Genomic DNA, 18,801 nt, shown 5'->3' on the forward strand with positions numbered 1-18,801 from the left:
CTCGGCGATACACTGGAGTATACCCATACCTCAAACGGGCTACCCCTTAATTGCCGCCAGAGGGAGAGATCCTAAACGAGGGGGAGTAGGGGACGACAGAAGCGTGAAAAACCACATCTTTTTTACCGAAGTTATGTACTCATTTAGGATGATGATAAATTTCAGGCATCAATAATGACACCTTTTCCTTTGATTTATATCAACTTACCTCCAGCTGTAAACCCTAATGTGGCAGGCATCGAAACAAGTATCAGAGGTGTCTATGAGTCACTCATCTGCCCCGGAAAGGGCATCTGGAGCTGTAATTACCGAATGGCGGCCGGAAGATCCCGCCTTCTGGCAGCAGCGTGGTCATCGAATCGCCAGCCGTAACCTGTGGATTTCCGTCCCTTGCTTGTTGCTGGCGTTTTGCGTGTGGATGTTATTTAGCGCCGTGGCGGTGAACTTACCGAAAGTCGGATTTGATTTCACCACTGAACAACTGTTCATGCTGACGGCATTACCTTCGGTGTCCGGCGCGCTGTTGCGTGTACCGTACTCCTTTATGGTCCCCCTGTTTGGTGGACGTCGCTGGACGGCGTTCAGCACCGGTATCCTGATCATTCCTTGCGTATGGTTAGGTTTTGCGGTGCAGGATACCTCCACGCCATTTAGTACCTTTATCATTATCTCGCTGTTGTGCGGTTTTGCCGGCGCGAACTTTGCCTCCAGCATGGCAAACATCAGCTTCTTCTTTCCAAAACAGAAGCAGGGCGGCGCGCTGGGTCTGAACGGTGGTCTGGGTAACATGGGCGTCAGCGTGATGCAGTTGGTCGCTCCGCTGGTGGTTTCACTGTCAATCTTTGCCGCATTTGGCAGCCAGGGTGTTGAACAACCGGATGGTACGCAGCTGTATCTGGCAAACGCCGCATGGATTTGGGTACCGTTCCTGGCTGTATTAACGCTGGCCGCATGGTTTGGTATGAATGAACTGGCAACCTCAAAAGCTTCGCTGAAAGAGCAACTGCCGGTGCTGAAACGCGGGCACCTGTGGATTATGAGCCTGCTGTATCTGGCAACCTTCGGTTCATTTATCGGTTTCTCTGCCGGTTTCGCGATGCTGTCAAAAACGCAGTTTCCTGAGGTACAGATCCTGCATTACGCCTTCTTTGGACCGTTGATTGGCGCTCTGGCTCGTTCAGCAGGCGGCGCAATCTCTGACCGACTGGGGGGGACCCGCGTAACGCTGGTGAACTTCGTGCTGATGGCTATTTTCAGTGCCTTACTGTTCCTGACGCTGCCATCAAACGGTGTCGGTGGCAACTTTATCGCCTTCTTTGCGGTGTTCCTGGCGCTGTTCCTGACGGCTGGTCTGGGGAGTGGTTCAACCTTCCAGATGATCTCTGTTATCTTTCGCAAGCTGACGATGGACAGAGTGAAAGCTGAAGGCGGTTCAGAAGAGAAAGCGATGCGCGAAGCAGCGACCGACACCGCGGCAGCGCTGGGCTTTATTTCAGCTATTGGTGCGATCGGCGGCTTCTTTATCCCGAAAGCATTCGGTACGTCCCTGGCATTAACTGGCTCCCCGGTCGATGCGATGAAAGTATTCCTGATCTTCTATGTCGCCTGTGTGGTTATCACCTGGGCGGTGTACGGACGTCATTCTAAAAAATAAAAAAGTAGTAACTGTTGATTATCCATTGCGCGGTGTTAGACCGCGCTTTTTTTTGCCCGCTATTAGTTACAACATACTTTTATATTGTGACGCGACAACAGCCTGTTAGAACGGTGCTCGTAATATGCTAAACAGGGGGATACCCCTTAATACCCACTTATAAAGAATTTAACATTTGTATGATGAGTGGGTTTAAAAAACTCAATAAAATTCAGTATGTTGATTGATTTATCGATATCCCACTAAGGGGGTATGTGAAAATCGACCCTTAATTTTCATCCCTGCCTGCCTTGATCGTTATCAATTCTCACGCCCTTTCAGAGCGTTACCTTCGCTCTCAATCAAGCAATGTCGATTTATCAGAGAGCCGTCAGGCTCCTACAGGAGAAAACCGATGAGTAAATTCCTGGACCGGTTTCGCTACTTCAAGCAGAAGGGCGAAACCTTTGCCGATGGGCACGGCCAGCTTCTCAATACCAACAGGGACTGGGAGGATGGATACCGCCAGCGTTGGCAGCATGACAAAATCGTGCGTTCAACCCACGGTGTAAACTGCACCGGCTCATGCAGCTGGAAAATCTATGTGAAAAATGGTCTGGTGACCTGGGAAACCCAGCAAACTGACTACCCACGCACTCGTCCAGATATGCCCAACCACGAGCCTCGCGGCTGCCCGCGTGGTGCAAGCTATTCATGGTATCTCTACAGCGCTAACCGTCTGAAATACCCGCTGATGCGCAAACGTCTGATGAAGATGTGGCGTGAAGCAAAAAGACTGCACAGCGATCCGGTAGATGCATGGGCATCCATTATCGAAGACGCCGATAAAGCAAAAAGCTTCAAACAAGCGCGTGGTCGTGGTGGATTCGTTCGTTCTTCCTGGCAGGAAGTGAATGAGCTGATTGCCGCATCTAACGTTTACACCATCAAAACCTATGGTCCTGACCGCGTCGCAGGCTTCTCGCCGATCCCAGCGATGTCGATGGTTTCTTATGCGTCCGGCGCACGTTATATGTCGCTGATTGGCGGGACCTGCCTGAGCTTCTATGACTGGTACTGTGACCTGCCGCCAGCTTCCCCGCAGACCTGGGGCGAGCAGACCGACGTACCAGAATCTGCCGACTGGTATAACTCCAGCTACATTCTGGCATGGGGCTCTAACGTACCGCAGACCCGTACCCCGGATGCGCACTTCTTTACTGAAGTTCGTTATAAAGGCACCAAAACAGTAGCAATTACCCCGGACTACGCAGAAATCGCCAAACTGTGCGACCTGTGGCTGGCTCCGAAGCAGGGAACCGATGCGGCGATGGCAATGGCGATGGGTCATGTCATGCTGCGCGAGTTCCACCTCGATAACCCGAGCCAATATTTCACCGACTACGTTCGTCGTTATACCGACATGCCAATGCTGGTGATGCTCGAAGAGCGCGACGGCTACTATGCTGCTGGTCGTATGCTGCGTGCTGCGGATCTGGTTGACTCTCTGGGCCAGGAAAATAACCCGGAATGGAAAACTGTCGCTATCAACAGCAACGGCGAAATGGTTGCGCCAAACGGTTCAATTGGTTTCCGTTGGGGCGAAAAAGGCAAATGGAACCTTGAGCAGCGCGACGGCACGTCCGGTGATGAAACCGAACTGCAGCTCAGCCTGCTGGGTAGCCAGGATGATATCGCAGAAGTGGGCTTCCCGTACTTTGGTGGCGAAGGCACCGAGCACTTCAGTAAAGTCGAACTGGAAAACATTCTGCTGCATAAATTGCCCGTTAAACGCCTGCAACTGGCCGATGGCTCTACGGCGCTGGTGACCACCGTTTACGATCTGACGATGGCCAACTACGGCCTGGAACGTGGTCTGAACGATGAAAACTGCGCGACCAGCTACGATGACGTGAAAGCGTACACGCCAGCGTGGGCAGAAAAAATTACAGGCGTATCACGTTCTCAGATTGTACGCATCGCCCGTGAATTTGCGGATAACGCAGATAAAACGCACGGTCGTTCGATGATTATCGTCGGCGCCGGTTTGAACCACTGGTACCACCTCGATATGAACTATCGTGGCCTGATCAATATGCTGGTGTTCTGTGGCTGTATCGGCCAGAGCGGCGGCGGCTGGGCCCACTACGTAGGGCAGGAAAAACTGCGTCCGCAAACTGGCTGGCAGCCGCTGGCGTTTGCGCTTGACTGGCAGCGTCCGCCTCGTCATATGAACAGCACCTCCTACTTCTATAACCACTCCAGCCAATGGCGCTATGAGACGGTGACTGCGCAGGAACTGCTGTCCCCAATGGCAGACAAATCCCGCTATAGCGGTCATTTGATTGACTTTAACGTTCGCGCTGAACGTATGGGCTGGTTACCGTCTGCGCCGCAGTTAGGGACTAACCCGCTGTATATCGCGAAAGAAGCGCAGAAAGCAGGTATGACGCCGGTGGACTACACCGTTAAATCCCTGAAAGAAGGTTCTATTCGCTTTGCGGCAGAGCAGCCGGAAAACGGTAAAAACCATCCGCGTAACCTGTTTATCTGGCGTTCAAACCTGCTCGGTTCTTCCGGTAAAGGCCACGAGTATATGCTCAAGTATCTGCTGGGTACTGAACATGGTATTCAGGGCAAAGATCTCGGCCAGCAGAGCGGCGTGAAGCCAGAAGAAGTGGAATGGCAGGATAACGGACTGGACGGCAAACTGGATCTGGTCGTTACGCTGGACTTCCGCCTGTCGAGTACCTGTCTGTATTCCGATATCGTGCTGCCGACCGCTACCTGGTATGAAAAAGACGACATGAATACCTCGGATATGCATCCGTTTATTCATCCTCTGTCTGCGGCCGTTGACCCGGCCTGGGAATCGAAGAGCGACTGGGAAATCTATAAAGCCATCGCCAAGAAATTCTCTGAAGTTTGTGTGGGCCACCTCGGTAAAGAAACCGACGTCGTTACGCTGCCGATTCAGCACGACTCCGCCGCTGAACTGGCGCAGCCGCTGGACGTGAAGGACTGGAAAAAAGGGGAATGCGACCTGATTCCAGGTGTTACGGCGCCGCACATCATGACCGTTGAGCGTGATTATCCGGCAACCTACGAGCGTTTCACCTCCATCGGTCCGCTGATGGAAAAAATTGGTAACGGCGGTAAAGGGATTGCCTGGAACACCCAAAGCGAAATGGATCTGCTGCGTAAGCTCAACTACACCAAGGCTGACGGTCCGGCGAAAGGCCAACCGATGCTGGATACCGCAATTGATGCTGCTGAGATGATCCTGACGCTGGCTCCGGAAACTAACGGTCAGGTTGCCGTTAAAGCCTGGGCGGCTCTGAGTGAATTTACCGGTCGTGACCATACGCATCTGGCGCTGAATAAAGAAGACGAAAAAATTCGTTTCCGCGACATCCAGGCGCAGCCGCGCAAAATTATCTCCAGTCCGACCTGGTCAGGTCTGGAAGATGAACATGTGTCTTATAACGCCGGTTATACCAACGTTCATGAGCTGATCCCATGGCGTACGCTGTCTGGTCGCCAGCAGTTGTATCAGGATCACCAGTGGATGCGTGACTTCGGTGAGAGCCTGCTGGTGTATCGTCCGCCAATCGACACCCGTTCGGTGAAAGCGGTGATCGGCGAGAAATCTAACGGTAACCCGGAAAAAGCGCTCAACTTCCTGACGCCGCACCAGAAATGGGGTATCCACTCCACCTACAGCGACAACCTGCTGATGCTGACGCTGTCTCGCGGTGGTCCGATTGTGTGGATGAGCGAAGTTGATGCGAAGGATCTGGGTATCGAAGATAACGACTGGATCGAAGTCTTCAACAGCAACGGTGCGCTGACGGCGCGTGCAGTTGTCAGCCAGCGTGTGCCGGCCGGGATGACCATGATGTACCACGCGCAGGAACGTATCGTTAACCTGCCGGGTTCTGAAATCACCCAGCAGCGCGGCGGGATCCACAACTCGGTAACCCGTATTACGCCGAAACCAACTCACATGATCGGTGGTTATGCGCAGCTGGCATACGGCTTTAACTACTACGGTACCGTCGGTTCAAACCGCGATGAGTTCGTAGTTGTACGTAAGATGAAGAACATTAACTGGTTGGATGGCGAAGGCAATGACCAGGTACAGGAGAGCGTAAAATGAAAATTCGTTCACAAGTCGGCATGGTGCTGAATCTCGATAAGTGCATCGGCTGCCACACCTGTTCAGTGACCTGTAAAAACGTCTGGACCAGCCGTGAAGGTATGGAGTACGCCTGGTTCAATAACGTCGAAAGTAAGCCTGGCGTTGGCTTCCCGAACGACTGGGAAAACCAGGAAAAATGGAAGGGCGGTTGGATCCGTAAAATCAACGGCAAACTGCAGCCGCGCATGGGTAACAAAGCACTGCTGCTGGGTAAAATCTTTGCTAACCCGCATCTGCCGGGCATGGATGATTACTATGAGCCGTTTGATTTTGACTACCAAACGTTGCACAACGCCCCAGCAGACAGTAAGGCGCAGCCGATTGCCCGTCCGCGCTCGCTGATCACCGGTCAGCGGATGGATAAAATCACCAGCGGTCCGAACTGGGAAGAAATTCTGGGGGGCGAGTTCGAAAAACGCGCCAAAGACCAGAACTTCGAAAACATGCAGAAGGCGATGTACGGTCAGTTCGAAAATACCTTCATGATGTATCTGCCGCGTTTGTGTGAGCATTGCCTTAACCCGGCGTGCGTGGCGACCTGCCCAAGCGGCGCTATCTACAAGCGTGAAGAAGATGGCATCGTGCTGATCGACCAGGACAAATGCCGCGGCTGGCGTATGTGTATCACTGGCTGCCCGTATAAGAAGATCTACTTCAACTGGAAGAGCGGGAAATCTGAGAAGTGCATTTTCTGCTACCCGCGTATCGAAGCCGGTCAGCCGACCGTTTGTTCCGAAACCTGCGTAGGCCGTATTCGTTACCTCGGCGTACTGCTGTATGACGCAGATGCGATTGAAAGTGCGGCAAGCACGGAGCACGAGAAAGATCTGTATCAGCGTCAACTGGACGTGTTCCTCGATCCAAACGATCCGGCTGTTATTGAACAAGCGCTGAAAGATGGTATTCCGTTGAGCGTCATTGATGCTGCACAGCAGTCGCCGGTTTACAAAATGGCGATGGACTGGAAGCTGGCGCTGCCGCTGCATCCGGAATACCGCACGCTACCGATGGTCTGGTACGTGCCGCCTTTGTCACCGATCCAGTCTGCCGCCGATGCGGGCGAGCTGGGCAGCAACGGTATTCTGCCGGACGTTGACAGTCTGCGTATCCCGGTTCAGTACCTGGCGAACCTGTTGACCGCAGGCGACACTCAGCCGGTACTGTTGGCGCTGAAACGTATGCTGGCGATGCGTCACTACAAACGTGCGGAAACCGTTGACGGTAAAGTTGATACCCGTGCGCTGGAAGAGGTGGGCTTAAGCGAAGCGCAGGCACAGGAAATGTATCGTTATCTGGCGATTGCTAACTACGAAGATCGTTTCGTGGTACCGAGCAGCCATCGTGAACTGGCGCGTGACGCGTTCCCGGAGAAAAGCGGTTGTGGCTTTACCTTCGGTGACGGTTGCCACGGTTCTGATACTAAATTCAATCTGTTCAACAGCCGCCGCATCGACGCTGTCGATGTGACCAGCAAAACGGAGCCGCACCAATGATTGAACTTGTCATTGTTTCGCGTCTGCTCGAGTACCCGGATGCTGCCTTGTGGCAGCATCAGCAGGAACTTTTCGATGCACTCGCGTCATCTGAGAACCTGGATAAAGAGGATGCCCAGACTCTGGGCATTTTCCTGCGCGATCTCACCGCGCAGGACATGCTGGATGTGCAGGCAAGCTATAGCGAACTGTTTGACCGTGGCCGCGCCACCTCGTTGCTGCTGTTTGAACATGTACACGGCGAGTCCCGCGATCGTGGTCAGGCTATGGTTGACCTGATGGCGCAGTATGAACAGCACGGTCTGCAGCTCGACAGCCGCGAACTTCCCGATCATCTGCCGCTGTATCTGGAATACCTTGCGCAGTTGCCGAAAAGCGAAGCATTAGGGGGGTTACAGGATATCGCGCCGATTCTGGCGCTGCTCAGTGCTCGCTTGCAACAGCGTGAAAGCCGTTATGCGGTGCTGTTCGATCTGCTGTTAAAACTGGCAAATACCGTTATCGACAGCGATAAAGTGGCTGAAAAAATTGCAGATGAAGCGCGTGACGATACCCCACAAGCGCTGGATGCGGTCTGGGAAGAAGAGCAGGTGAAATTCTTCGCCGATCAGGGGTGTGGTGAGTCGGAAATTTCCGCTCACCAGCGTCGTTTTGCCGGGGCCGTTGCGCCGCAGTATCTGAATATCACCACCGGAGGACAGCAATAATGCACTTCCTGAATACGTTCTTCTTTGACATCTATCCGTACATCGCGGGTTCTGTCTTTCTGATTGGCAGTTGGCTGCGTTATGACTATGGGCAGTATACCTGGCGCGCGGCTTCCAGTCAGATGCTGGATCGCAAAGGGATGAACCTGGCGTCAAACCTGTTCCACATCGGGATCCTGGGGATTTTTGCCGGGCACTTCCTTGGCATGCTGACACCACACTGGATGTATGAAGCGTGGCTGCCGCTTGAAGTGAAACAAAAGATGGCGATGTTCGCGGGTGGTGCCAGTGGTGTGATGTGTTTGATTGGTGGCGTCCTGCTGCTGAAACGCCGCCTGTTCAGCCCACGTGTGCGGGCGACCACTACCGGAGCGGACATTCTGATCCTCTCCCTGCTGGTGATCCAGTGCGCGCTGGGCCTGCTGACCATTCCGTTCTCCGCCCAGCATATGGACGGCAGCGAGATGATGAAGCTGGTGAACTGGGCGCAGACAGTGGTGACCTTCCAGGGGGGTGCGTCTCAATATCTGGATGGCGTTGCGTTCATTTTCCGCATGCACCTGGTGCTGGGTATGACGCTGTTCCTGTTGTTCCCGTTCTCGCGTCTGGTGCACATCTGGAGCGTTCCGGTCGAATATCTGACGCGCAAATACCAGATTGTTCGTGCGCGTCATTAATCGGTTATCTGTGTAAGACAAAACCCTGCTCCGGCGGGGTTTTTTTACGACTAATTGGCGGATAAGCATTGTGCATCAGGCAAATTACCAACCCGAATTGAGGCTTGATCGAGGGCAAGGGATGGGGCATTACAGATGGATGGGATGCTGGTGCTTTATGAGGTGATGGTGGTGGGGGAAGGATTCGAACCTTCGAAGTCGATGACGGCAGATTTACAGTCTGCTCCCTTTGGCCGCTCGGGAACCCCACCAGGGGTATACTAATTTTATGAATCAATCGGAATGAATGGTGGTGGGGGAAGGATTCGAACCTTCGAAGTCGATGACGGCAGATTTACAGTCTGCTCCCTTTGGCCGCTCGGGAACCCCACCACGGGGTAATGCTAGTTACTGGCCTGCTTCCGTTGGAAGCGGGGCGCATCATATCAAATGATGCGCCCCTGTAAAGTATTCCGTTGATAAAAAAGAACTGGTTGCCTGATTTTTACGCGTAAAGATGTAAAGGTAACCAATTCAATTATCAATCGATTACAGAATAATCGTTCGGTTACCGTAAACAAAGACGCGTTGAGCCAGAACCTGATACAGCGCGCGGCTTAATACATTTTTCTCAACGTCGCGACCCGCACGCATCATGTCTTCCGCGGTGTAGGTGTGATCCACATGAATTACGTCCTGCATAATGATTGGGCCTTCATCGAGGTTATCATTCACGTAGTGGGCTGTCGCACCGATGATCTTCACACCGCGCTCATAAGCCTGATGGTAAGGGCGAGCGCCAATAAACGCTGGCAAGAATGAATGGTGAATATTGATAATCTTATTCGGGAAGCGTGACACAAATGTTGGCGTCAGAACGCGCATGTATTTTGCCAGCACGACATAGTCAGGTTGGTGCGCGTCGATAGCGTCGGCCATTTTCAGGTCATGTTCGTCACGCGTTAAACCTTCGTGGCTGACCAGCTCAAACGGGATATCAAACCGTTCAACCAAAGGTCGCAGCGTCTCGTGGTTGCCGATCACAGCGGCGATTTCAACATCCAGCCCGCCATAATTGGCCTTCATTAACAGGTCACCCAGACAATGTGCCTCCTTGGTGACCAAAATGACGATACGGCGGCGTCCTGCTGGTGTTAATTCACGAATGGAGCCATCTGGAAGGGCACTATCCAGATCGGCAAGCAGCGTGACGTCGTTAAAAATACCCTCCAGTTCGGTACGCATAAAAAAGCGCCCGGTACGGTGGTCCACGAACTCATTGTTCTGCACGATGTTCAGTTCATGCTTGTAACAGATATTCGTAATGCGCGCGATCAGACCTTTTTGGTCCGGGCAAATAGTACGCAGCACTTTTCGTTGTAATGAATGCATTTGCAGCGGTGATCCTGTTGAGAATGTTTGCAAAATTGATACTGTCGGGCGTTGATTAGCCGCAGCACTTTTTAAATTTTTTACCGGAGCCACAAGGGCAGGTATCGTTTCGTCCAATTTGAGGGCGTGTACCGTCTATATAGTACCACTGACCGTTTTCTTTTAAAAAACGAGAGCGCTCGATAATTGCACCTGTTTTACCTTGTTCAGAAAATCGCGCAACAAAGCTGACATAGCCGATATTTTCTGTGTCTGCCGTTTGTTGTTCAAAAACGGTCAGCCCGAGCCATTCGGTGTGGCTAAATCCTGCGATAATGTCGTCGCGAAACTCGGCTGCATGACAGTCCGGATGCCAGGTCTTGATAAGGTAATCTGCGTCTTTCATCACAAAAGCACAGTAACGAGAACGCATGAGGTGTGACGGCGTAGGTGCTACTTGCGCGCCGGACACATAACGGTAGCAACATAGGCTATACTCGACAGCGCTACCACAGGGACAAAGCTGAGACACAAAGTACTCCCTGGAATAAAAAAACGGCGTAAAAACGCCAGGGTAGCACTATGTTAACTGAGCGGTAGCGATGTTGCTACGTCTGCAAGCCAGGGGAAGTTTGTACGTACAATGAGAAAAATAAAAATTGGGCTGGCGCTAGGTTCCGGCGCGGCGCGAGGTTGGTCGCATATTGGCGTTATTAAAGCCCTAAAGCATATGGGCATTGATGTTGATATTGTGGCAGGGTGCTCCATTGGTTCGCTGGTTGGTGCAGCCTACGCATGCAATAAGTTACCTGCTCTCGAACAATGGGTTTGTTCTTTCAGCTATTGGGACGTCTTACGTCTGATGGATCTCTCGTGGCGCAGGGGCGGTTTACTGCGTGGTGAACGGGTATTCAATCAGTACCGTAATGTCATGCCGGTAGAAGCAATTGAGCAATGCACTCGCCGTTTTGCAACTGTGGCTACTAATCTGAGTACGGGTCGGGAGCTCTGGTTCACGGAAGGTGATTTGCACCTGGCTGTTCGGGCCTCCTGCAGTATTCCTGGTCTGATGTCCCCTGTAGCGCATAATGGTTACTGGCTGGTCGATGGCGCGGTGGTGAATCCCGTTCCTGTATCCTTAACTCGCGCGCTGGGCGCTGATATCGTTATTGCCGTCGATCTGCAACACGATGCGCATCTTATGCAGCAAGATTTACTCTCCTTCAACGTCAGCAGTGATGCCGAAACGGGTGATGATGTTGACGCGCTTTCATGGCGTGCCCGACTGAAAGAGCGCTTGAGCAACATAACGGCCAGGCGTGCGGTAACCGCGCCGACGGCGATGGAAATCATGACGACTTCTATTCAGGTTCTGGAAAACCGTCTGAAACGTAACCGCATGGCCGGTGACCCGCCAGATATCCTGATCCAGCCGTTTTGTCCGCAAATATCCACGCTGGATTTTCACCGCGCCAGCGCAGCAATTGCTGCTGGACAACTGGCGGTCGAGAAGAAAATGGATGAGCTTCTACCCCTGGTGAAAACCAACATCTAACGCATTTTTTATCAACACTTAAGCAAATTCTGACAGGCGTGAGTAGCAATAGCATGCCACTATTTACTAAAGCCAGTCAGGGGGGAGAATATGACGCAGCCATTGGTCGGAAAACAGATTCTTATCGTTGAGGATGAGCCGGTATTTCGCTCACTCATGGACTCATGGTTTTCCTCTTTGGGAGCGACAACGGCGGTAGCTGGCGATGGACTTGAAGCACTTGAATTACTCGGGCACTTTAACCCCGACCTGATTATCTGCGACCTGGCTATGCCACGAATGAACGGCCTTAAGCTAGTAGAGTATCTGCGTAATCGTGGCGATCAGACTCCAATCCTGGTGATATCAGCGACGGAAAACATGTCTGATATAGCCAAAGCACTGCGATTGGGTGTGGATGATGTGCTGCTAAAGCCGGTAAAGGACCTGAACCGCCTGCGCGAAACCGTCTTTGCGTGTCTGTATCCGAATATGTTTAATTCACGCGTGGAAGAAGAAGAGCGGCTGTTTCGCGACTGGGATGCGATGGTTGGTGATCCCGCCGCTGCAGCGAAGCTGTTGCAAGAATTACAGCCTCCTGTGTCGCAAGTTATTTCACGATGTCGGATCAACTATCGTCAATTGGTAGCCGCCGATCAACCGGGGTTGGTACTGGATATTGCACCGCTATCGGACCATGACCTTGCGTTTTATTGTCTGGATGTGACGCGGGCAGGGGATAATGGCGTTCTGGCAGCATTGTTACTGCGGGCGCTATTTAACGGTTTGCTGCAGGAACAACTCGCGCATCAAAATCAACGATTGCCGGAGCTCGGTGCGTTATTGAAACAGGTTAACCATTTATTGCGCCAGGCTAATTTGCCCGGACAATTCCCTTTGCTGGTGGGTTATTACCACAGCGGATTAAAAAACCTGATTCTGGTATCAGCAGGGCTGAATGCGACATTAAATACAGGTTCCCACAATGTACAAATCAGCAATGGCGTTCCGTTGGGAACCTTAGGGAATGCGTATCTTAATCAACTGAGCCAACGTTGCGAATCCTGGCAATGCCAAATTTGGGGGGCAGGTGGTCGGCTGCGCCTGATGTTGTCTGCAGAATGAACAACCGAGTGGCGTGAGAATGAAATTGGCTCACCCCCCTCATGCTGTGAGTGCTACTATCAGCGCCAGATTTATTCGTATTTATCTTAATTATACCGACGCGCGTCCTTTTCAGACCAGAAGCTTGTCGCGGTACTGATATACTTGGATGCGATACAGATTGATGAACACGTTCAATACATGAACAGTCCAGGAGAGTTTTAAATGGCTGCCCTTAATTCAAAAGTCAAAAAGGCCGTTATCCCGGTTGCGGGATTAGGAACCAGGATGTTACCGGCTACGAAAGCAATCCCGAAAGAGATGCTACCGTTGGTTGATAAGCCATTAATTCAGTACGTCGTAAACGAATGTATTGCTGCGGGCATCACTGAAATTGTACTTGTAACTCACTCGTCTAAAAATTCGATTGAAAACCACTTCGATACCAGCTTTGAACTTGAAGCTATGCTGGAAAAACGTGTAAAACGCCAGCTTCTGGAAGAAGTGCAATCTATTTGTCCGCCACATGTCACTATTATGCAGGTGCGTCAGGGACTGGCCAAAGGTCTGGGCCACGCGGTATTGTGCGCGCACCCGGTGGTTGGCGATGAGCCCGTTGCGGTTATCTTGCCGGACGTCATTCTTGACGAATACGAATCTGATTTATCACGCGACAACCTTGCCGAAATGATTCATCGTTTCGATGAAACAGGCAGCAGCCAGATTATGGTTGAGCCGGTAGAAGATGTTACCGCTTATGGTGTTGTTGATTGTAAAGGCGTTGAATTAGCGCCGGGCGAAAGCGTACCGATGGTTGGCGTTGTTGAAAAGCCGAAAGCGAATGTGGCGCCATCTAATCTGGCCGTCGTGGGGCGTTACGTCCTTAGCGCGGATATCTGGCCTTTGCTGGCAAAAACGCCTCCGGGAGCCGGTGACGAAATTCAGCTGACTGATGCTATCGATATGCTGATTGAAAAAGAAACGGTTGAAGCTTATCACATGAAGGGCAAAAGCCATGACTGTGGTAATAAGCTGGGCTATATGCAGGCGTTCGTTGAATATGGTATTCGCCATAATACTCTCGGCGCTGAATTTAAAGCCTGGCTGGAAGATGAGATGGGTATTAAGAAGTAACCTGCTGGTATTATCAGGTCTGAACGGTGCTGTTAATCCAGCACCGTTTTTTTATACCTGAACTGGGTAGGGACTGTGCGAAGTACAGGTAAAAAAAATCCCGCCAGTGGCGGGATTTTAAGCAAACTATTTCTGAATTATTCCTTGATTAAGAAATCGTCCAGTTGTTTACCTTGTTCTTCCATCGCTTTTTTGATCACTGCCGGTGTACGACCCTGACCAGTCCAGGTTTTAGTTTCACCGTTTTCGTCAACATAGCTATATTTAGCCGGACGTGCAGCGCGTTTAGCTTTGGTGCCAGATTTAACAGCAGCCATGCTATTCAGCAGTTCGTTCGGGTCAATGCCGTCAGCGATCAGCATTTCACGATATTGTTGCAGTTTACGAGTACGTTCTTCAACTTCAGCAGCTGCAGCGCTTTCTTCTTCACGGCGCTCGCTAACAACAACTTCTAATTTTTCCAGCATTTCTTCAAGCGTTTCCAGAGTACATTCTCTTGCCTGCGCACGAAGAGTACGGATGTTGTTCAGAATTTTAAGTGCTTCGCTCATTGTAGTAATCTCAAACTTATATTGGGGGTGGTTTGTTGAGCTAATAATAGAGCGATAAATTCAGTTGTGCAATAGCCAGGAATGTAAGGAATTCAAAATTGCGCTTTATTTAGTATCAGAATTAATTCATCTGTCTTAAATTCACCGCGATGTTGGGCATAAAAAAGGCTTATTGGTGAGGGGGCTTCTCAGCGGCTGAGAGTAAAAATTCAAGATTCAGGTCACATTTTATGGTGTACAAATAGTATCTCTTTGCAGTGATTTCAACCTTTTGTATTAGTTTTGCTTACATGAATTCGCTAATACATGGCGACAGTGGGTAGATTCAATAACAATAAGGGAAGGGTTTCTTTATTGCCGTAAGAAGATAAGAGGTATGGATAAATTTCATGAGCACTATTTGTGAAAGAGTGTGTATATACCAGTCCAGTTTCAGGCTACCTGGGCTATGACTGGAGTGTACTCACGCTCCCATGTCACTTAAAGGATCGGTTATTTAGGCGACACTGAGCGAGTCTGAACGCCTATTTATACGCCTATGCAGGCAACGCTACACCGACACGTTCGTGAAATATGCTACAATCCTGCCCATATTTATTTCCCCGGGTGAGGGCCTACGGTCAATGGCACAGCTATATTTTTACTATTCTGCAATGAATGCCGGTAAGTCGACTGCATTGCTGCAATCTTCGTACAATTATCAGGAACGTGGGATGCGTGCCGTGGTATATACAGCGGAAATTGATGACCGCTTTGGTGCTGGAAAAGTAAGTTCACGTATAGGTCTGTCGTCACCTGCAAAATTGTTTAACCAAAATTCATCATTGTTCGAAGAGATTCGGGCTGAGAATGAGCAGCAAAGAATTCACTGTGTACTGGTTGATGAGTCGCAGTTTCTGACTCGACAGCAGGTTTATGAATTATCTGAAGTTGTCGATCAGCTGGATATTCCCGTGTTGTGCTACGGCTTGCGTACCGATTTTCGTGGTGAGTTATTTGGCGGCAGCGAATACCTGTTGGCGTGGTCAGATAAACTGGTTGAATTAAAAACCATTTGTTTCTGTGGGCGTAAGGCCAGCATGGTGTTGCGTCTTGATCAGGCAGGACGACCTTATAACGAGGGCGAACAGGTGGTGATTGGCGGGAACGAACGCTATGTATCGGTATGCCGTAAACATTATAAGCAAGCACAGTCTGAGGGCTCTCTGACGGCGATACAAGAACGACACAACCACGACTAACTCTACGCGCTTCTGGGCGCTTATTAGCACAGGGTAGGCTGAGACATTCGCTAATGTTCGCTACCCTGTAAGACACTCTCCTGACGCTATTCTCGCATCCTCCTAAGCATCCTTTTACAGGTCCATCCTTTACACGTCGCTGAATTGGTCATGTATCGATTCTGATAACGAAAGATGTAAAAAAAAACGGCCCCAATTTGGGACCGTTTATGGTGAAACTAAAACTTATCTGGATGAATTAAGCGGATTTCTTCGCTTTTTTCTCAGCTTTCGGCGCTGCTACTGCTTCAGTCTTAACGGCGGTTTGATCTTCGCTGTATTCACGACCGTAGTAGGTATCCATCAGGATCTGTTTCAGTTCAGAAATCAGCGGGTAACGCGGGTTAGCACCAGTACACTGGTCATCAAACGCATCTTCAGACAGTTTGTCCACGTGTGCCAGGAAGTCAGCTTCCTGAACGCCAGCTTCACGGATAGACTTAGGAATACCCAGTTCAGCTTTGATTTCGTCAAGCCAGCCCAGCAGTTTCTGGATTTTTGCAGCAGTACGGTCGCCCGGTGCGCTCAGACCCAGATGGTCTGCGATTTCAGCGTAGCGACGACGAGCCTGCGGACGGTCGTACTGGCTGAATGCAGTCTGTTTAGTCGGGTTGTCGTTCGCGTTATAACGAATAACGTTGCTGATCAGCAGGGCGTTCGCCAGACCGTGAGGAATGTGGAACTGAGAACCCAGCTTGTGCGCCATTGAGTGACATACACCCAGGAAGGCGTTAGCAAATGCAATACCGGCGATGGTTGCTGCACTGTGTACACGCTCACGCGCTACCGGGTTCTTAGAACCTTCGTGGTAGGACGCTGGCAGGTTTTCTTTCAGCAGTTTCAGCGCTTGCAGAGCCTGACCGTCGGAGAACTCAGAAGCCAGCACGGATACGTAAGCTTCCAGGGCGTGAGTGACGGCATCCAGACCACCGAACGCACACAGGGACTTAGGCATATCCATCACCAGGTTGGCATCAACAATCGCCATATCCGGAGTCAGCGCATAGTCTGCCAGCGGGTATTTCTGACCAGTTGCATCGTCAGTAACAACCGCAAACGGAGTAACTTCAGAACCGGTACCAGAAGTGGTGGTGACGGCAACCATCTTCGCTTTTACGCCCATTTTCGGGAACTTGTAGATACGTTTACGGATGTCCATAAAGCGCAGTGCCAGTTCTTCGAAGTGGGTTTCTGGGTGTTCGTACATAACCCACATGATTTTCGCGGCGTCCATCGGGGAACCGCCACCCAGCGCGATGATCACGTCTGGTTTAAAGGAGTTAGCCAGCTCAGCACCTTTGCGTACAACGGTCAGAGTTGGGTCAGCTTCAACTTCAAAGAACACTTCGGTTTCAACGCCAGCAGCTTTCAGCACGGAGGTGATCTGGTCAGCATAGCCATTGTTAAACAGGAAGCGGTCGGTCACGATCAGCGCACGTTTGTGACCATCGGTAATCACTTCATCCAGTGCGATTGGCAGAGAGCCACGACGGAAGTAGATAGATTTCGGAAGTTTGTGCCACAACATGTTTTCAGCTCGCTTAGCAACGGTTTTCTTGTTGATCAGGTGCTTAGGACCAACGTTTTCAGAGATGGAGTTACCACCCCAGGAACCACAACCCAGAGTCAGGGAAGGCGCGAGTTTAAAGTTGTACAGGTCACCGATACCACCCTGAGAAGCTGGGGTGTTAATCAGGATACGTGCGGTTTTCATCATCTGACCGAAGTAAGCAACACGTTCTGGCTGGTTGTCCTGGTCGGTGTACAGGCAAGAGGTATGACCGATACCACCCATCGCAACCAGTTTTTCAGCTTTAATAACGGCGTCTTCGAAGTCTTTCGCACGGTACATTGCCAGCGTAGGAGACAATTTTTCGTGAGCGAACGGTTCGCTTTCGTCAACAACTGTCACTTCACCGATCAGAATCTTAGTGGTTTCTGGTACGGAGAAGCCTGCCAGTTCAGCAATTTTGTATGCCGGCTGACCAACGATAGCCGCGTTCAGCGCGCCATTTTTCAGGATAACGTCCTGAACGGCTTTCAGCTCTTTGCCTTGCAGCATGTAGCCACCGTGAGTCGCGAAACGCTCACGTACTGCGTCGTATACAGAGTCAACAACGACAACGGACTGTTCAGAAGCACAAATTACGCCGTTATCGAAGGTTTTAGACATCAGAACAGATGCAACAGCACGTTTGATATCAGCGGTTTCATCGATAACCACAGGGGTGTTACCTGCGCCTACACCGATTGCCGGTTTACCGGAGCTGTATGCTGCTTTAACCATGCCTGGACCACCGGTCGCAAGGATCAGGTTGATGTCCGGGTGGTGCATCAGCGCGTTTGACAGTTCTACGGAAGGTTGATCGATCCAGCCGATCAGATCTTTCGGTGCGCCAGCAGCAATTGCTGCCTGCAGAACGATATCAGCAGCTTTGTTAGTGGCATCTTTAGCACGCGGATGCGGAGAGAAGATGATGGCGTTACGCGTCTTCAGGCTGATCAGTGATTTGAAGATTGCAGTAGAAGTCGGGTTAGTGGTTGGAACGATACCGCAGATGATACCAATCGGTTCAGCGATGGTAATGGTACCGAAAGTGTGGTCTTCAGCCAGCACACCACAGGTTTTTTCGTCTTTATATGCGTTATAAATGTATTCGGAAGCAAAGTGGTTTTTAATCACTTTATCTTCGACGATGCCCATGCCAGATTCGGCAACGGCCATTTTCGCGAGAGGGATTCGAGCGTCTGCGGCAGCCAGAGCGGCGGCACGGAAGATTTTGTCAACCTGTTCTTGAGTGAAACTGGCATATTCACGCTGGGCTTTTTTTACGCGCTCTACAAGTGCGTTAAGTTCAGCGACATTAGTAACAGCCATAATGCTCTCCTGATAATGTTAAACTTTTTTAGTAAATCATCTGCTCGATACGAGAGTATAGACAGATCGACGAAAATTTGTGTAACGTTTTGAAAATCAAACGGTTAATTAACGTCCACTTTACCTTGATTTACTAAAAGAGCTTATACGCTAGCGCCACTTAATTCTAACGCGCTACCTCCAGGTGGCGTAAGCAAGATTACTCACTTCTGAGTAGTAATTGCGTGATCTGGATCAAAATTTCGCAAAGCTGACACCT

The 18,801-nt window shown here is 50.8% G+C and carries 13 protein-coding genes and 2 tRNA genes; 9 read left to right on the forward strand and 6 right to left on the reverse strand.

What is annotated here, in order from left to right:
• The first annotated feature begins 262 nt into the window (after positions 1-262).
• The 5 genes from GFC06_RS14845 to narI all read left to right on the forward strand — a co-directional run bounded on the left by GFC06_RS14845 (position 263) and on the right by narI (position 8,711).
• The gene (locus GFC06_RS14845; RefSeq protein ID WP_016153284.1) at positions 263-1,654 is read left to right on the forward strand and encodes a NarK family nitrate/nitrite MFS transporter; all 1,392 of its coding nucleotides are present in this window, start codon (positions 263-265) and stop codon (positions 1,652-1,654) included.
• Positions 1,655-2,048: 394 nt separating this feature from the next.
• Positions 2,049-5,792 (forward strand): nitrate reductase subunit alpha, encoded by a 3,744-nt coding sequence (locus tag GFC06_RS14850; protein WP_047358964.1) that lies wholly within the window; start codon positions 2,049-2,051, stop codon positions 5,790-5,792.
• Entirely contained in the window at positions 5,789-7,327 is a 1,539-nt protein-coding gene (gene narH / locus GFC06_RS14855) for a nitrate reductase subunit beta (RefSeq protein WP_003833388.1), read from the forward strand. Before GFC06_RS14850 ends, narH begins: the two co-directional genes overlap by 4 nt.
• Positions 7,324-8,034: a nitrate reductase molybdenum cofactor assembly chaperone gene (narJ, locus tag GFC06_RS14860; protein ID WP_016153282.1), complete on the forward strand. Its 711-nt coding sequence runs from the start codon at positions 7,324-7,326 to the stop codon at positions 8,032-8,034. Before narH ends, narJ begins: the two co-directional genes overlap by 4 nt.
• The gene (narI, locus tag GFC06_RS14865; RefSeq protein ID WP_016153281.1) at positions 8,034-8,711 is read left to right on the forward strand and encodes a respiratory nitrate reductase subunit gamma; all 678 of its coding nucleotides are present in this window, start codon (positions 8,034-8,036) and stop codon (positions 8,709-8,711) included. The genes narJ and narI overlap by 1 nt, the downstream gene beginning before the upstream one ends.
• A gap of 166 nt (positions 8,712-8,877) precedes the next feature.
• Here narI and GFC06_RS14870 read toward each other — a convergent pair.
• The 4 genes from GFC06_RS14870 to GFC06_RS14885 all read right to left on the reverse strand — a co-directional run bounded on the left by GFC06_RS14870 (position 8,878) and on the right by GFC06_RS14885 (position 10,593).
• Positions 8,878-8,962: transfer RNA gene (locus tag GFC06_RS14870), tRNA-Tyr, on the reverse strand.
• A 36-nt stretch (positions 8,963-8,998) separates the two neighbouring features.
• Positions 8,999-9,083, reverse strand: a tRNA-Tyr gene (locus GFC06_RS14875).
• Between the two features lie 156 nt (positions 9,084-9,239).
• The gene (gene purU / locus GFC06_RS14880; RefSeq protein WP_016153278.1) at positions 9,240-10,082 is read right to left on the reverse strand and encodes a formyltetrahydrofolate deformylase; all 843 of its coding nucleotides are present in this window, start codon (positions 10,080-10,082) and stop codon (positions 9,240-9,242) included.
• Between the two features lie 55 nt (positions 10,083-10,137).
• Positions 10,138-10,593: a YchJ family protein gene (locus GFC06_RS14885; RefSeq protein ID WP_029139563.1), complete on the reverse strand. Its 456-nt coding sequence runs from the start codon at positions 10,591-10,593 to the stop codon at positions 10,138-10,140.
• Between the two features lie 111 nt (positions 10,594-10,704).
• Here GFC06_RS14885 and rssA point away from each other — a divergent pair, with 111 nt between their 5' ends.
• From rssA to galU, 3 genes are all read left to right on the forward strand, one after another.
• Positions 10,705-11,616, forward strand: a complete 912-nt coding sequence (gene rssA, locus GFC06_RS14890) for a patatin-like phospholipase RssA (protein ID WP_016156731.1) — start codon at positions 10,705-10,707, stop codon at positions 11,614-11,616.
• Positions 11,617-11,706: 90 nt separating this feature from the next.
• On the forward strand, positions 11,707-12,720 hold the full coding sequence (gene rssB, locus GFC06_RS14895; protein WP_016153275.1) for a two-component system response regulator RssB: 1,014 nt from the start codon (positions 11,707-11,709) through the stop codon (positions 12,718-12,720).
• Positions 12,721-12,924: 204 nt separating this feature from the next.
• Positions 12,925-13,833, forward strand: a complete 909-nt coding sequence (gene galU / locus GFC06_RS14900) for a UTP--glucose-1-phosphate uridylyltransferase GalU (RefSeq protein ID WP_016153274.1) — start codon at positions 12,925-12,927, stop codon at positions 13,831-13,833.
• A 137-nt stretch (positions 13,834-13,970) separates the two neighbouring features.
• Here galU and hns read toward each other — a convergent pair whose 3' ends face one another.
• Positions 13,971-14,384 carry a histone-like nucleoid-structuring protein H-NS gene (gene hns / locus GFC06_RS14905; protein ID WP_003020723.1) on the reverse strand — a complete coding sequence of 138 codons (414 nt, stop codon included), beginning with the start codon at positions 14,382-14,384 and terminating at the stop codon, positions 13,971-13,973.
• 623 nt (positions 14,385-15,007) lie between these two features.
• Between hns and tdk the strand changes: the two genes are divergently transcribed.
• On the forward strand, positions 15,008-15,625 hold the full coding sequence (gene tdk, locus GFC06_RS14910) for a thymidine kinase (protein WP_019076935.1): 618 nt from the start codon (positions 15,008-15,010) through the stop codon (positions 15,623-15,625).
• A 238-nt stretch (positions 15,626-15,863) separates the two neighbouring features.
• Here the strand turns inward: tdk and adhE are convergent, their stop codons facing one another.
• Positions 15,864-18,542: a bifunctional acetaldehyde-CoA/alcohol dehydrogenase gene (gene adhE, locus GFC06_RS14915; RefSeq protein WP_016153272.1), complete on the reverse strand. Its 2,679-nt coding sequence runs from the start codon at positions 18,540-18,542 to the stop codon at positions 15,864-15,866.
• Positions 18,543-18,801: the final 259 nt, after the last annotated feature.

Origin of the sequence: Citrobacter braakii (genome assembly GCF_009648935.1) — a bacterium.
Classification (GTDB): domain Bacteria; phylum Pseudomonadota; class Gammaproteobacteria; order Enterobacterales; family Enterobacteriaceae; genus Citrobacter; species Citrobacter braakii.